The organism is Myxococcus sp. AB056, from assembly GCF_006547365.1.
GTDB classification, from domain to species: domain Bacteria; phylum Myxococcota; class Myxococcia; order Myxococcales; family Myxococcaceae; genus Myxococcus; species Myxococcus virescens.
Genome location: NZ_VHLB01000013.1, coordinates 77,666 through 90,866, shown reverse-complemented (window position 1 = coordinate 90,866; position 13,201 = coordinate 77,666). Strand labels below are relative to the sequence as shown.

Sequence of the window (13,201 nt, the reverse complement as noted above, 5' to 3'; positions counted from 1 at the left end):
GAGCACGCTCACCTTCGTAGCTCGAAGGTGACCGTCACGTTGCCCGCGCCCAATGCCGCAGCGAGCCCCGATGCGTCGTCCACCTTGCCCATTGGCGTGTAGCTGTAGGGCGTGGAAAACGTTTTATAAAATAGCACCACAGAGTTGGACCCGTACAGCATGAGATCGCCAGTCTGGACAGTCCCTGGTTTCGATGCGTCGATGGGTAGATGGCTTGGAAGGTGGTGATATTTCTCGTTTGAATTCAAGTCGGTCATTTTCAATGTAAGCGGCAGCATCGACTTGAAGCCCGTCAGTGTTTCGTTGTCGTAAAGTGTGGCGGCAAAAACCGCCGAGCCAACCCTGATGTGCATGCGGGTAGACGACGGGTTTGGAGATGCGTTTGAGTCGTCAGTCCGCGGTGGTACCTGGTTCGCGCAAACGCAGCCAACGAGCAGAGAGAAGAGCGCGAGTCTGAGTATTCTCATTGCTGGTCGATGCAATCCGGTGTCTCCTGCGGACTCAGCGCGCCGTATATCCGCCGTCGACCGGAAGTGCCACGCCAATGACGAAGCTTGCGCCGGGGCTGCAAAGCCAGAGCACTGAGGCTGCAATCTCCTCGGGCTCGCCCAAGCGCCCGATTGGCTGATTCGCGATGGCCCCTTCGAGCTCCAGTTCACCCTTGGCCAGCATGTCCGTGACCATGGGGGTCGAAATGGTTCCCGGACAGATGGCGTTGATCCGGATGCCTCGGGGCGCGTATTCGAGCGCAGCGCTTCTCGTAAGGCCGATGACCCCGTGCTTCGACGCATGATAGGCCGCTCGACCAGGCAGGCCGACAAGGCCTCCGAGCGACGAGCAGTTCACGATAGCTCCGCTGCCTTGCTGGCGCATCTGCTTGAGCTCGTGCTTCATGCAGGTCCAGACCCCCCGAAGGTTGACTCCGTTGACTCTGTCGAACAGGTCACCGCGCTCATCCGCGGCATCCGTGGGAGGCGCCTGGATGCCAGCATTGTTGAACGCCATGTCCAACCGGCCATAGGCATCAATGGCCCGCTTGACCATGGCGGCGACCTGGTCCTCGTCGGATACGTCGCAGGTGACCCCGATCGCGGCATGACCGGCCGACGTCAGCGCGTCGACAGCCGACTTGAGGGCCGCCGTATTGACATCTGCAAGTACCACTGAGGCCCCGGCTGCCGCGAAGGCTTTCGCAGTGGCGAGGCCCATTCCAGAGCTCGCGCCGGTGACGAGTGCTACCTGGCCTTTGAAGTCGTATGTGGGATTCATGTTTGTTCCTCTGTTTCTACCTGTTGGTTTCGATGACGAAGCGATAGCGAGCCTTCTTCTCGACGACTTTGGGCCACGCTTCGTTGATGCCCGTCATGGGGATTTTTTCAATCTCGGGCCTGATGTTGTTGAGTGCGCAGAAGTCGATCATGTCCTGCGTTTCACGGATGCCACCCGTGTTTGAGCCGGCGATGGCATTGCGATACAGGACGAGGCTCATCTGGCCGACGTCAACGGTGTTCACGGTCTTTCCCACACCGACCCTGCAATAGGTCGCGTCCCGCTTCAGTAGCGGAACGAAGCGATTCAGATCGTGTCGGTATGGAACCGTATCGAGCGCGAAGTCGAACGCGTGTTTGAACTCAGAAAAGTCGGCGCCGTCCTTGTTGACAACGACGTTGGTTGCCCCGAAGCGCTTCGCGTCGTCGATTTTTTCCGGCGAGGTTGTGAAGACGGTGACCTCCGCGCCCATCACTTTCGCGAACTTCACGGCCATGTGACCGAGGCCGCCCAGTCCGATAATGGCGACCTTCTTGCCGGAGGAGACGCTCCAGTGGCGAAGAGGGGAGTACACGGTGATACCTGCACACAGGAGCGGCCCCGCCTCCGCAAGGTCGATGACGTCGGGGATGTTGATGACGAAGTCTTCGTCCACGACGACGAATGTCGAATAGCCGCCTTGAGTGATGGACCCGTCTCGGTCCTTTGAGCCGTACGTCTGCGTGTTGCCGTTGAGGCAGTAGTTCTCGCGACCTGCCTCGCACTCCGAGCAATGGCGGCAGGAGTTGACCATGGTTCCCACGCCGACTCGCGAGCCGACTCGGAACTTGCTGACGCTCGAGCCGACAGCCACGACTTCGCCCGCGAGCTCATGGCCGACGATTTGTGGGTACTGGATCTGGCCCCAGTCGCCGCGGGCGGTGTGAATGTCAGAATGGCAAATGCCGCAGTAGTGCACCTGAATCGCGACATCCTTCGGCCCCAGGGAGCGCCGTTGGAATTGCATCGGCTTGAGAGGGGCACTCGGGGAATAAGCGGCCATGCCCTCTGCTGGAAATGGCCCCTTCACCGTGGCGGCCCCGGTTGGACCGACGGCTGCCGGGCTGGCGTCCGTGCGAGCTCCCGCACCTACCGCCGCGCATGCCGCGAGCGGCGCGGTCGCCAGGCCAAGGAGCACCTTCCTCCTCTCGGGGGAGTGGGGTTCACCAGTTTGCTTTGAGGCACTCATCGGTTTCTCCGTTCAGAAGGATGGGGGTGGGGTTCCACCGCGTGAACGGCTCATTTGTCGCCGCAACCACACCAATATTCGCTCGTGCTCGCCGCCGAACTAGGCGTCGAGTACCGCATGGGCTGGTTAGCAGCGCTTAACAATCCCCAGTCGTCGCCAACGCGCTCGGTGTCGAGCAACCGTTCACCCCTGGGGGCCGGGCTGTCTTGTTGCCACGAGCGGCTTCCGTGTCAGCTCGCGAACCGTCTCGACGAAGAGCCGAAGTGGAGGGGAGCTCTGTGTGCGGCTGGGATAGTAGAGAAAGAAGCCAGGAACGACCGGGGCGTACGGTTCGAGCACGCGCCGCAGACTTCCTTGGCGGAGTTGCTCGCTGACCAGAGGTTCCATGGCATACGCGAGGCCCATCCCTTGCTCAGCCCACAAGGTACAAATGAGACCGTCGTTGACGATGAGGCTCCCACGCACAGGTACGCGCCACGTCCGGCGACCGCGTTCGAGCTCCCACGCATAAAGCGAGCCCGTCGTGGCTGAGCGAAAGGTCAGGCATTCGTGACGGAGGAGGTCCTCGGGGCGTTCTGGAGCTCCGTGCCTATTTAGATATGCGGGCGAGCCAACGACGATGAACCGAAAGGCGTCGGTGAGACGGACGCTCACCATGTCGCGCTCCACATTCTCATTCAGACGAACGCCCGCGTCGAACCCCTCGCTGATGAGGTCGACCATTCGGTCCTCGAAGACGACCTCGACCTCAATACGTGGATGCCGCTCTCGGAATTTCGGTAAGACGGGCTCAATCACGAAATGGAACGCGGAGCGGGGCACCGTCAATCGTACGCGGCCTACCACCTCACCTGGTTTTGCAGTGACCTCCGTGAGCGCCGCTTGAACCTGTGCGACGGCCGGGCCTGCGGACTCGACGAGGCGCCTCCCTGCCTCGGTGAGGGACACGCTGCGCGTCGTGCGTGCGACGAGGGGGACCCGGAGCTTCCCTTCGAGCAAGCGCACGCTCTGACTCACTGCGGAGCGTGAGATACCCAGGTCACGAGCAGCGGCGCTGAAGCTCCGCGTCCGAGCGACGGCAAGGAAGGCTTGGAGGTGGGGGAACACGGACGTAGTCACGATTGGGTCCGCAATTTAGATTTCCAGCCGAGCAGTGGTTGTCAACTCCAGCTTAACAGCCCATCCGTAACCAGCGTCTTCACGGAGTTCGTGCCGATATGCATGGCCCTACCGAGGCGTGCAGGCGGTGACCGAGCCGACGCCGATGGCCTTGCCGCTTGAGAAGGTCGCCGAGGGCTACTGCGCGATGGACGAGCGGCGCGCCATCAAGGCGCTGTGGCATAGTCGAGCGCCGCGCTCTTCGTCAGCCCGATGACGCCGAACTTGGTGGCGGCATAGGCCGCCTGACCCGCGATGCCGATGATGCCGGCGCTCGACGACGTGTTGACGATCGCGCCACCGCCCTGGCGGAGCATGACCGGCACGACACGCTTCATCCCCAGGAACACGCCTCGGAGGTTGATTGCGACTGGCCCTTCCGCGATTGAGCGAGGGGCGTATCAAGGGGCGCAAGCACCGCATCGAGCGCGTGCGGTAGTCGCCTCTCCTTGTCACATTCTCAAAGTGTGAAATCTTCTGAGTGGTGAGTTTCGCGTGAATTAACTCGCCGTATGCGCGGTCTCACGGGGGCTGATGGCGCTCGCGGGTGCTCGTCGGCATTTTCGCGCTGTTGGGGCCGCGAGTTCAGGGCCGCAGCTCGCGAAAGCAAATCCACGAATCAAAGGATTCATCCTGTGAATACGTCGTTCATTCGTTGGCCGTGCGCGCTTGCTGGACTCTCCCTCGGGGCCCTTCTCGTTGCTTGTGGAGGTGGCTCGGAGCCGTCCAATCCGAATGGAAATGGAGATGGAGATGGAGATGGAGATGGAGAGGAGGTGCCTGTCACGGAAACGACGGTGAATGGCAGGCCCGCGAGCGAGTACTACGCACAGTTCGCCTATGAGAAATACGCTGGCGCCCCGGGTGGCGCGGTTGCGTTCCCCGCCCAGCGGGATGGCATCAACCTGTTCGCCGCGACCGCCTTTCTGAAGCAAGACAAGAGTTTCATCCTCTACTACGCCGAGGGCGCGGGGACCGTGCGTTCAAATGGCTACACCGCCGAGATTCCTCTCTCCCGCATGTTCAAACGCACCGGCACCTGGAGTGTCAGTGGACGCTCGTTGAAGCTCGGCGACCTGATGACCTGCGAAGGCCTCAAGGTGGACGGCAACGACGCGCTTCTCTGCACGCTGGACCGGACCATCGGCTATGCGGACGCGGTGGGGAAGACCGCGACGTTCACGCGCTCGACCAACTCGTCGCCGAATGACAGACAGTGGGCCGACTACCAGTAAAGCCTGGGTTCCCCGCAGCCCGATGATCGCCGCCCGCCTGGGCCGTAGCCGCAAGCATCCGTTGCGCCGCGACTGGGAGCCGGTGAAGGACGACGTCATGCGCCGGGCTGTCCTCGCGAAGGCTGCGGCTCCACGGGCACCGGGAAGAACCAGCTCGGGCGGTTGCTGATGGAGGTTCGCTCCCTCCTTCGCGAGCGCGCGCAGGCTGGGTGCTGAAAGCAACGGGGCTGGAGACCGCTGAGCGCTCAGCGGTTTCCGGCCCCGTTCTCGTGTCACGTCCGGCCTCAAGGCCGTGGCGGGGGCAACTCCAGACGAGGCAACCTTGGTTTTTGAGCATCGTGCTTCGTGTTCTGGGACCAAGCTGCGTATTCCTGACAGTTCCAATGTCCCGGAGCGTCAGTGCTTCATCGGTGGCTTTTGCCGAGCGGATGCGGGTGGTACGGAACCTCGTTCGAGGTCCCCATGTGCCGAAACCGATGGCTGCTGGCGAGCATCGTTTCCTTCGTTGCCTGTGTCTCCGAGCCGAAGAGGCTGCCCGCCTCCATGGACCCATCGAATCCAGATGCGCCCGAGGCCCCGCCTGCGCCCCAGTTGACCGCGTTCGCGGCCTCCACTCCGGAAGTGCCTGCGCCTGACATGTCGCAAGGAGAGATGGGGCACTCCCATCACGGTGCATCCTCGGATGGAGGCGTTGTCGTCTACACGTGCCCAATGCACCCCGAAGTGCAGTCCAGCAAGCCAGGAAGGTGCCCGAAGTGCGGTATGGAGCTGGTTCCGGAGAAGCCTGGAGACACGAAGGCAGGGGACGCAGGGGCGCCCGGCGCTGCACCGGCCGACCATGACCACGCTCCCGGGCACGGAGGGCATCCGTGAGGCGGTCTTTGCTCGTGGGCGCGGCGTTGCTCGCAGGAGGTTGCGCGTCCATCCAGAAGGAGCGAGGCCACGCGGAGGTTGCGGCGCTCGTCGAGGAGCGACTGGGCCGCAAGACGCGCTGGAACCAGGGCACCCCAGAGGACGCCGAGGTCGCGCGTCATCTCGACGCGCTCCTGAAGGAGGACCTCACCTCGGACCATTCGGTGGAGGTGGCCCTGCTCAACAATCCGGCGCTCCAGGCCACCTACGAGGACCTGGGCGTCTCGCAGGCCGACATGGTTCAGGCCGGGCTGCTCTCGAACCCGACTTTGGACGGGAGCATCGGCTTTCCCATTTCCGGGCGTGGCGCGTCAGAGCACGAGGTCTCGCTGGTGCAGAACTTCGTGGATCTCTTCACGCTGCCCCTGCGCAAGCGCGTCGCCCGGGAGCAGTTCATGGCGGACACGCTACGGGTGGCGCACGAAGCGCTGGCCACAGCGGCCAAGGTGCGCAAGGCCTTCAGCGAGGTGCAGGCCCTCCAACAGCTCATGGAGCTGCGCCGCATGGCGCTTCAGGCGGCCGTGGCGGCGGCGGACCTCTCCGCCGGGCTACGCGCAGCGGGCAACATCACCGAGCTGGAGCTTGCGAGTGAACAGGCCGCCGCCGAGGGAGCCCGGCTCGAGCTGGCGGAGAGTGAGCTCGCCTTGGTGGAGGCCCGAGAGCACCTCAACCGCCTCATGGGGCTGTGGGGGCCACGTACGCAATGGACTCTCTCCGAGAAGCTCCCGCCGTTGCCTGACCAGGAGGTCTCGCTGGCGCACCTGGAGTCGCTCGCCATCCGTCAACGGCTGGACATCGACGCGGCCCGAAAGCAGGTCATGCTGCTCTGGAATGCGCTGGAGCTCGCGCGGAGTACTCGCTTCTTCGGGCGCGTGGACGTGGGCGTTCACGAGCACCGGGACGCGGACGGCCCCAGGCTCTTTGGCCCGACCCTGTCTCTGGAGTTGCCCATCTTCGACCAGCGCCAGGCCCTCATCGCCCGGCTGGAAGCGCAGCACCGCCAGGGTGAGCGGCGGCTGATGGAGCTGTCCGTCAACACCCGCTCGGAAGTGCGCGCCGCCCGCGCCCGCCTGCTGGCGCTTCGCCTGGTGGCCGACCGTTACCGGCGAGTGGTGTTGCCCCTGCGTGAGAAGGTCGTCGAGCAGTCGCAGCTCCAGTACAACGCCATGCAGATAGGTCTCTTTCAACTGCTCTCCGCCAAGCGCGAACAGGTGGAGGCGTATCAGGGCTACATCGAGGCCGTCCGCGACTACTGGATGGCGCGGGCCGACCTCGAGCAACTCGTGGGTGGCCGGCTGCGGGAGGGCAGCGCGGCACCCACGCCATCGCCCTCGCAGCCTTCCCAAGACGTACCACCCGGGCCGCCCGGCCCACCCGCGCAGCCAGCACAACCCGGGACACCCTCCGGGCACGGACAGGACGTCACCCATGGCACGGAGAGCCCCCATGAGCACCCGCACGACTGAAACCGAGCGCGCACCGGGCCGTGAGGATGACGCCCCTGGAAACGCTCCGGCGATTGAAGCCGAGGGAACGCTGACGCGGCGGAGCATGCTTGTCACGGCGGGAGCCACGCTCACGGGAGGCTCGCTGCTGCTGAGTGGCTCCGCGGCGCGCGCCCAGTCATCCGTCCCAGGAGCACGCGCGCCTCGCGAGGGCTCCGCGGCTGCCCCCGGCCAGCGGTATGCGCGGCAGGACTGGCTGCGCCCCGGAATGCCCGACCGGGACTACCGGCCCGTGGTGGTGCCCAATGGCTCCAAGCTGCCATGGAAGGTCGTGGACACCGTGAAGGTCTTCCACCTGGTGGCCGAGGAGGTGGAGCATGAGTTTGCCCCGGGACTGAAGGCCTTCTGCTGGGGCTACAACGGTCGAGTCCACGGGCCCACCATCGAAGCGGTGGAGGGGGACCGGGTGCGCATCTACGTCACGAACCGGCTCCCCGCGGCCACCACTGTTCACTGGCACGGACTCTTGCTCCCCAGCGGTATGGATGGCGTGGGCGGCCTCAGCCAGAAGTCCATCGCTCCGGGCGAGACGTTTCGGTACGAGTTCACCCTGCGCCAGGCGAGTACGAACATGTACCACTCGCACCATGACGAGATGACGCAGATTGGTCTCGGGATGACGGGCATGTTCATCATCCACCCGCGCCGACCCGTGGGGCCCCGCGTCGACAGGGACTTCGTCATCCTCCTGCATGAATGGCGCATCGATGCCGGCACGGAGCGGCCCAATCCGAATGAGATGACGGACTTCAACGTGCTCACCATGAACGCGAAGGCGTTCCCGGGCACGGAGCCGCTCGTGGTGCGTCAGGGCGAGCGGGTGCGCATCCGGCTGGGCAACCTGAGCCCGCAGAACCATCACCCCATCCACCTGCACGGCTTCCACTTCCGTATCACCGAGACGGATGGCGGGCGCGTCCCCGAGTCAGCGCAGCAGCCGGAGGGAACGGTGCTCGTCCCCGTGGGCAGCACACGCGTCATCGAGTTCGTCGCGGACGCGCCCGGGGACTGGGCCATGCACTGTCACATGACGCACCACATGATGAATCAGATGGGCCATGAGTTCCCCAACATGATTGGCGTGAAGTCGGGGAGCCTGGACGCGAGGGTCCGCACGCTGCTACCGGGCTACATGACGATGGGCCAGACGGGGATGGCGGAGATGGGCGAGATGGGGATGCCCGTTCCGCCCAACTCCATTCCCATGCTGGGGGCCCAGGGCAAGCACGATTACATCACGGCGGGAGGCATGTTCACCGTGCTCAAGGTTCGCGAACGGTTGGAGAGCTACGCGGACCCTGGTTGGTACGACAACCCGCCCGGCACGCTGGCGGTGGCGGCCACCTCGGACGAGCTGCGCCGGGACGGTATCGACGTGAATGCCCCGGCCCTGGTCGATCCCGGCGCACCGGCCTGACTCGAGCCCAACGCTCGAGACCTCCCGTGCGCCCGGGTGCGGCTAGAGCATCGCCTCGAGGTCCGACTGAAGTTCAGAGTCGCCATAAAGCTGGTCTGAGTAGCCGTAGAAGCTCTCGCGCACGAAGAGGGTTTGGTCTTTGATTTCAATGCTCTTCGTGCCCGGGTCGTCGGCACTCTTGGCGACATTCAGGAAAACAATCCTGTTGAACTTGGCTCTGACGGCCTCACGGCCCATGTCATCCTTGCAGATTTCCTTCATCACATTGACGACGAGGCCCGGGCCATATGACTCGTAGTAGCTGTCGTAGCAGTCGAGGATCGTCTTGTCCTCAGGGAAGCTCGCCGTGTCGATCTCAAACGGCAGTTCGAATCCAATCGCCGCGTTGAGTTCCGACTGAAATCGAGCGGTGTGTGAGTCTTTGATGGCGGCGATGCGCCGACGCTCGGCGAGTCCCATGGTGTCGTCCTTATCGTAGAGATGCCTGATTGTTACTCCGAGTATTCTCGGGGGGAAATTGTGCGTCAACCTGTTTCTTGCCGCCCCCAGGTTGAGACAGCACGCGTGGCCTACTCGATATTCGAGCGCACGAATCGCACCCGCTCCGGGAGCGATGCCTGGGGAAGGGGGAGCAGTTCGTAGCCAAGGCTCGTGTAGACCTCTACCATCGAACGATAGGTCGCCTTCGCTTCGTCGGGGGTCTGTTTGCGCTCGGCATCCTGCGCGAAGATTTCGGGCCAATGCGGCGCGATGAAGACACGTCGATTGTAGCGAAACAGCTCCGCGGCCTTCCAGAGATGTGGCGGCACTGGAAGACCACATACCCGAAGGTATCCGATGACGTCGGGAACGCCGCGATCCAGGATGACAGGACGGTGTCGTTCGCAGGCCTCCTTGTGGGTTCGCATCTCCCATCCAAGCATCAGCTCGGCGAAGGCCGCCCGATCAGCCCAAGGGAGGGCATGGCCGCCGATTGCGACCTGATGCTGAATGATGGCACGGCCCGCTTCGGGTATGTGCGCGAGTCCTTCCGCCGCCAGCGCCTCGATGAGACTGCTTTTTCCGGAACCGGGGCCGCCTGTGATGACATGAAGATGAACGGTCATGGTCTCCTTCGAATTGGCGGGTATGTACCGCACCAGATTGTCGAGACACCAGGTCGGTCGCAATCAGGCCGCTTGCTTCGACAGGTGCGCTCCACCTCCGGGGAGGAAGCCGCCGATGTGACGGCTCCTCCCCGGCGCAGTTTCGCTGTGGGGCTCGTCAGCGCGCAGCCGCGGCGCGACTCACGCTCTGGGTGGGCATTCGCGAGAGGGAGCCCAGCCACCCCTTGAACATCTTCTGGAGTGCGGACCGGGAGCCTTCGGAAACCAGCGATTGGACACCGAAGAGGATTTGATAGGCCCCCAGGTGCTGGTACCCGACTTCGTCCCAGAATTGTGCTTCGGTCGTGATGGGATTGGAGCCGTGGGAGGAAGGCCTTCTGACAGAGATTGAGGGGAAGGGTGGTGGATGACATAGGGGGCCTCTGCGGCGTTGTGGGACCCACTCAGGAATACTGAGTGGGATATGGGCGTCCCGGGCTTCGGCCCGCGTGCCCACTCGCCGGAAGTGCAGGGGAGGTGCGAGCACCACAACCTGAGGGAATTTCTCACTCGCCCCTGGCCAGGAGGCCGGCTTCGCCTGGGAAATGACGTGTCAGCCCTCTGCTTTGACGTGTCTGTTCTCTCCGCGACTCCTATTGCTTCGGCGGAGAGTGGGATCGCCCGTGAGGAGTTGGCCGATGATGCATCGTCTGGGAGTGCGCCTGCCGATGAAGCTCCCGGGCCGAGGCAATCGCGACGCCCGTCAGGCGTAGTCGATGCAGGCCATTGCCATGGAGTGCTCCTATGTTCCGCCACCCGTTGCCATTGGTGCTGCTCGTCCTCCTTCCCGCGATGGCTTCCGCCACCGCGTCTCCAGAAGCCGAGCGCTGGTGGGGGCACGTTCGCGTGCTCGCGGACGACGCGCTGGAGGGGCGGGAGACGGGCAGCGAGGGCTATAGGAAGGCCGCGACCTACGTGGCGGAGCAGCTCTCCGCGATGGGAATCAAGCCGGGCGCGGGGGATGACTACGCTCAGGCGGTGGAGCTGGTCTCGCGGCGACTGGTGGATGCGAGCTCGCGGCTGGCCCTCGTGCGGGGGGGCCGGCGCATGCCGCTGGTCATCGGCCGCGATGCCATCATTGCCTCCTACCTGGGGGAATCGGGGCAGGTGGATGCACCGTTGGTGTTCGTGGGGCACGGCCTTTCGATTCCCGAGGCGGGACATGACGACTTCGCGGGGCTGGACCTCCAAGGGAAGGTGGTCGTCATCCTCTACGGCGGGCCCGACCACATCCCCGGTGCGCTCCGGGCCCACCACAGCTCGCTCGAGGAGCGGATCAAGGTGCTCCGGAAGGCAGGCGTGGTGGGGGTCGTGGTGTTGTGGAATCCGAAAAACGAGGAGCTGCCCTGGGCGCGTATCGCCACGTCGCGGTTGGAGCCGGCCATGTCCTTCGCCGACCCGTCACTGGTCGAGAATCAGGGCCTGAAGGTGGGTGTCATCTTCAACTCCCGCCACGCTGAGAAGCTTTTCGCCGGCGCGCGGCACTCCTTCAAGGAGGTGCTGGCGATGGCGGATGCGAACCGGCCGCTGCCACGCTTCGAGCTGCCCACCCGGCTCGAGGCGCGGGCCGAGTGGAAGGAATCTCCGGTGAAGTCCGCCAACGTCGTGGGCGTGCTGCCCGGCAGTGATGCCACGTTGGCGAAGGAATACGTCGTGCTCACCGCCCACCTGGACCACATCGGCGTCGGGGTGCCGGTGAAGGGCGACGCCATCTACAACGGCGCCATGGACAATGCGACGGGAGTGGCCGCGGTGCTGGAGATGGCACGGACCCTCCAGGCACTGAAGCCGAAGCGCTCCGTGCTCTTCCTGCTGGTGACGGGAGAGGAAAAGGGGCTCTTGGGGGCCCGATACTTCGCGGCGAGGCCGACGGTGCCTCTGTCCTCCATCGTCGCCAACTTCAACATGGACATGTTCCTTCCGCTGTTCCCACTCCGCCACCTCTTGGCCCTGGGGCAGGAGGAGTCCTCCCTGAAGGCGCCGCTCCAGCAGGTGGCCACGGCCCATGGGGTGACGCTGGTCCCTGACCCCGAGCCCAACCGCATGCTGTTCATCCGCAGCGACCAGTACGCCTTCATCCGGAAGGGCGTGCCCGCCCTGTTCTTCAAGTTCGGCCATGCGCCGGGCTCTCCCGAAGAGCGCACGATGAAGGCCTGGCACACCCGGCACTACCACGCACCCTCCGATGACCTGCGCCAGCCGATGGACCGGGAGGCAGCGGCGAAGTTCGTTCGGTTGCTTTCGGACCTCACCCTCACCGTGGCAAACACCCCCGAGCGCCCGCGTTGGCACGACAACAGCTTCTTCCGGAGGTTCGCTTCAACGCCGGTGGAGGAGGCTCGTCAACGGGTGCCATGACCGTGCGGAGGAGCACTGATGGTGCGACGACCACTCCCTGGTCGGCCCCCCTTCTGCAAAGAGAGGAGTCCGTGCAGACTCTGTGACGTGCTTTTCGCCGAGGCTCGGACGTCGATGCCCCATAGTCCCAATCTCATGCGCCGACGCTCGGGCGCCGTCTTCGTCCTCGCCACCGCCGTGCTATTCACCGGAGCCGCGCCAGAGAGCGCCCAGGAGCAGGTGCTGGGTTCAGCGGGAAGCGACCCGCGCATCGAGGCCGTGGCGATGCCTTGCAAGGAGGGCCAGCGCGCGCTGCGCGTTCGTCGCGGCGACGCGAAGCGCACGGCGACACTGTCCGAGCCGTATGATGCGCTCACGTGCGACGTGGCGAAAGCCACGGCGCCTGGATGGAGTTGGACCGGCGGTGATGAGTCGACCTCCTGGGCCCTCCGTCTCCGGGCCGTGGACCTCCGAGGAGGGCCGACGGCGCTTCTCATCACCCACGCGGCCGGCTACGAACATGTGCACCGCCAGCATGCCCTGTTCCTCGCGGACGCGAAGGGCGTGACGCGGGCCTGGGAGGGGGCCGAGGGGCAGGGCCCCACCTCCTCCAGCGTGGAGGTCCAGGACGGCCGGCTCCTCTTCTCACGCACACTCGACATCGGCGTGGGAGACGTGGCGGACAGCTGGGCCCTCTCCGAGCTGCGCTGGGACGTGGGACGGAAGAAGGTGGTGGAGCGGCCTGCCGAAGCCTGGGCCGTCATCCTCCGTACGGAGGACTCGGCGCCGGCGGCCCGCGCGGCCGAGGCGCAGCTGGAAGCGGACTGCAAGGGCTCGACGCTGCTCATGGTGGACACCAACGACTTCGCGCGGCTCACCCGGGACAAGTGGGTGGTGGCCAGCTTCCTGCCGACACGCCAGGGCGCCGAGGCTGCGCTCAGGCGGCTGCGGCCGTGCGCACCGGGCGCGTACCTCAAGCGCGTTCAGTGAGTGCC

At 64.7% G+C, this 13,201-nt stretch carries 13 protein-coding genes; 6 read left to right on the top strand and 7 right to left on the bottom strand.

The annotated features are described in order from the left end of the window. Positions 1-8: 8 nt before the first annotated feature. The 5 genes from FMP39_RS08745 to FMP39_RS08725 form a co-directional block, all read right to left on the bottom strand. On the bottom strand, positions 9-353 hold the full coding sequence (locus tag FMP39_RS08745; protein ID WP_141589499.1) for a cyclophilin-like fold protein: 345 nt from the start codon (positions 351-353) through the stop codon (positions 9-11). Positions 354-501: 148 nt separating this feature from the next. Further along, positions 502-1,269 carry a glucose 1-dehydrogenase gene (locus FMP39_RS08740; protein WP_141589498.1) on the bottom strand — a complete coding sequence of 256 codons (768 nt, stop codon included), beginning with the start codon at positions 1,267-1,269 and terminating at the stop codon, positions 502-504. A gap of 16 nt (positions 1,270-1,285) precedes the next feature. Beyond that, the gene (locus FMP39_RS08735) at positions 1,286-2,446 is read right to left on the bottom strand and encodes an NAD(P)-dependent alcohol dehydrogenase (protein ID WP_368667060.1); all 1,161 of its coding nucleotides are present in this window, start codon (positions 2,444-2,446) and stop codon (positions 1,286-1,288) included. A gap of 234 nt (positions 2,447-2,680) precedes the next feature. Further along, complete coding sequence (locus FMP39_RS08730) at positions 2,681-3,616, bottom strand: LysR family transcriptional regulator (protein WP_228557813.1); 936 nt, start codon at positions 3,614-3,616, stop codon at positions 2,681-2,683. A gap of 206 nt (positions 3,617-3,822) precedes the next feature. After that, positions 3,823-4,005, bottom strand: a complete 183-nt coding sequence (locus FMP39_RS08725) for an SDR family NAD(P)-dependent oxidoreductase (RefSeq protein WP_255508468.1) — start codon at positions 4,003-4,005, stop codon at positions 3,823-3,825. A gap of 426 nt (positions 4,006-4,431) precedes the next feature. Here FMP39_RS08725 and FMP39_RS08720 point away from each other — a divergent pair, with 426 nt between their 5' ends. From FMP39_RS08720 to FMP39_RS08710, 4 genes are all read left to right on the top strand, one after another. After that, a complete protein-coding gene (locus tag FMP39_RS08720; protein WP_228557812.1) occupies positions 4,432-4,890 on the top strand; it encodes a hypothetical protein in 459 nt (152 codons plus the stop codon). Between the two features lie 462 nt (positions 4,891-5,352). After that, complete coding sequence (locus tag FMP39_RS38665) at positions 5,353-5,763, top strand: heavy metal-binding domain-containing protein (RefSeq protein ID WP_368667059.1); 411 nt, start codon at positions 5,353-5,355, stop codon at positions 5,761-5,763. Then, a complete protein-coding gene (locus tag FMP39_RS08715) occupies positions 5,760-7,268 on the top strand; it encodes a TolC family protein (RefSeq protein ID WP_141589494.1) in 1,509 nt (502 codons plus the stop codon). Before FMP39_RS38665 ends, FMP39_RS08715 begins: the two co-directional genes overlap by 4 nt. Continuing rightward, positions 7,249-8,724, top strand: a complete 1,476-nt coding sequence (locus FMP39_RS08710) for a multicopper oxidase family protein (RefSeq protein WP_141589493.1) — start codon at positions 7,249-7,251, stop codon at positions 8,722-8,724. Before FMP39_RS08715 ends, FMP39_RS08710 begins: the two co-directional genes overlap by 20 nt. A gap of 42 nt (positions 8,725-8,766) precedes the next feature. Here FMP39_RS08710 and FMP39_RS08705 read toward each other — a convergent pair whose 3' ends face one another. Continuing rightward, positions 8,767-9,183, bottom strand: a complete 417-nt coding sequence (locus FMP39_RS08705; protein WP_141589492.1) for a hypothetical protein — start codon at positions 9,181-9,183, stop codon at positions 8,767-8,769. A 110-nt stretch (positions 9,184-9,293) separates the two neighbouring features. Further along, complete coding sequence (locus FMP39_RS08700) at positions 9,294-9,830, bottom strand: AAA family ATPase (RefSeq protein ID WP_141589491.1); 537 nt, start codon at positions 9,828-9,830, stop codon at positions 9,294-9,296. 783 nt (positions 9,831-10,613) lie between these two features. Here FMP39_RS08700 and FMP39_RS08695 point away from each other — a divergent pair. Beyond that, complete coding sequence (locus tag FMP39_RS08695) at positions 10,614-12,227, top strand: M20/M25/M40 family metallo-hydrolase (protein WP_194858301.1); 1,614 nt, start codon at positions 10,614-10,616, stop codon at positions 12,225-12,227. Positions 12,228-12,362: 135 nt separating this feature from the next. Further along, positions 12,363-13,196, top strand: coding sequence for a hypothetical protein (locus FMP39_RS08690; protein WP_228557810.1), 834 nt, complete (start codon positions 12,363-12,365; stop codon positions 13,194-13,196). The last annotated feature ends 5 nt before the right edge of the window (positions 13,197-13,201 follow it).

Excerpts from the sequence above, each read along its gene's own strand:
- FMP39_RS08700 (WP_141589491.1), bottom strand. The coding sequence starts at position 9,830 with ATGACCGTTCATCTTCATGTCATCACAGGCGGCCCCGGTTCCGGAAAA.
- FMP39_RS08695 (WP_194858301.1), top strand. The coding sequence starts at position 10,614 with ATGTTCCGCCACCCGTTGCCATTGGTGCTGCTCGTCCTCCTTCCCGCG.
- FMP39_RS08690 (WP_228557810.1), top strand. The coding sequence starts at position 12,363 with ATGCGCCGACGCTCGGGCGCCGTCTTCGTCCTCGCCACCGCCGTGCTA.
- FMP39_RS38665 (WP_368667059.1), top strand. The coding sequence starts at position 5,353 with ATGTGCCGAAACCGATGGCTGCTGGCGAGCATCGTTTCCTTCGTTGCC.
- FMP39_RS08710 (WP_141589493.1), top strand. The coding sequence starts at position 7,249 with ATGAGCACCCGCACGACTGAAACCGAGCGCGCACCGGGCCGTGAGGAT.
- FMP39_RS08705 (WP_141589492.1), bottom strand. The coding sequence starts at position 9,183 with ATGGGACTCGCCGAGCGTCGGCGCATCGCCGCCATCAAAGACTCACAC.
- FMP39_RS08740 (WP_141589498.1), bottom strand. The coding sequence starts at position 1,269 with ATGAATCCCACATACGACTTCAAAGGCCAGGTAGCACTCGTCACCGGC.
- FMP39_RS08745 (WP_141589499.1), bottom strand. The coding sequence starts at position 353 with ATGCACATCAGGGTTGGCTCGGCGGTTTTTGCCGCCACACTTTACGAC.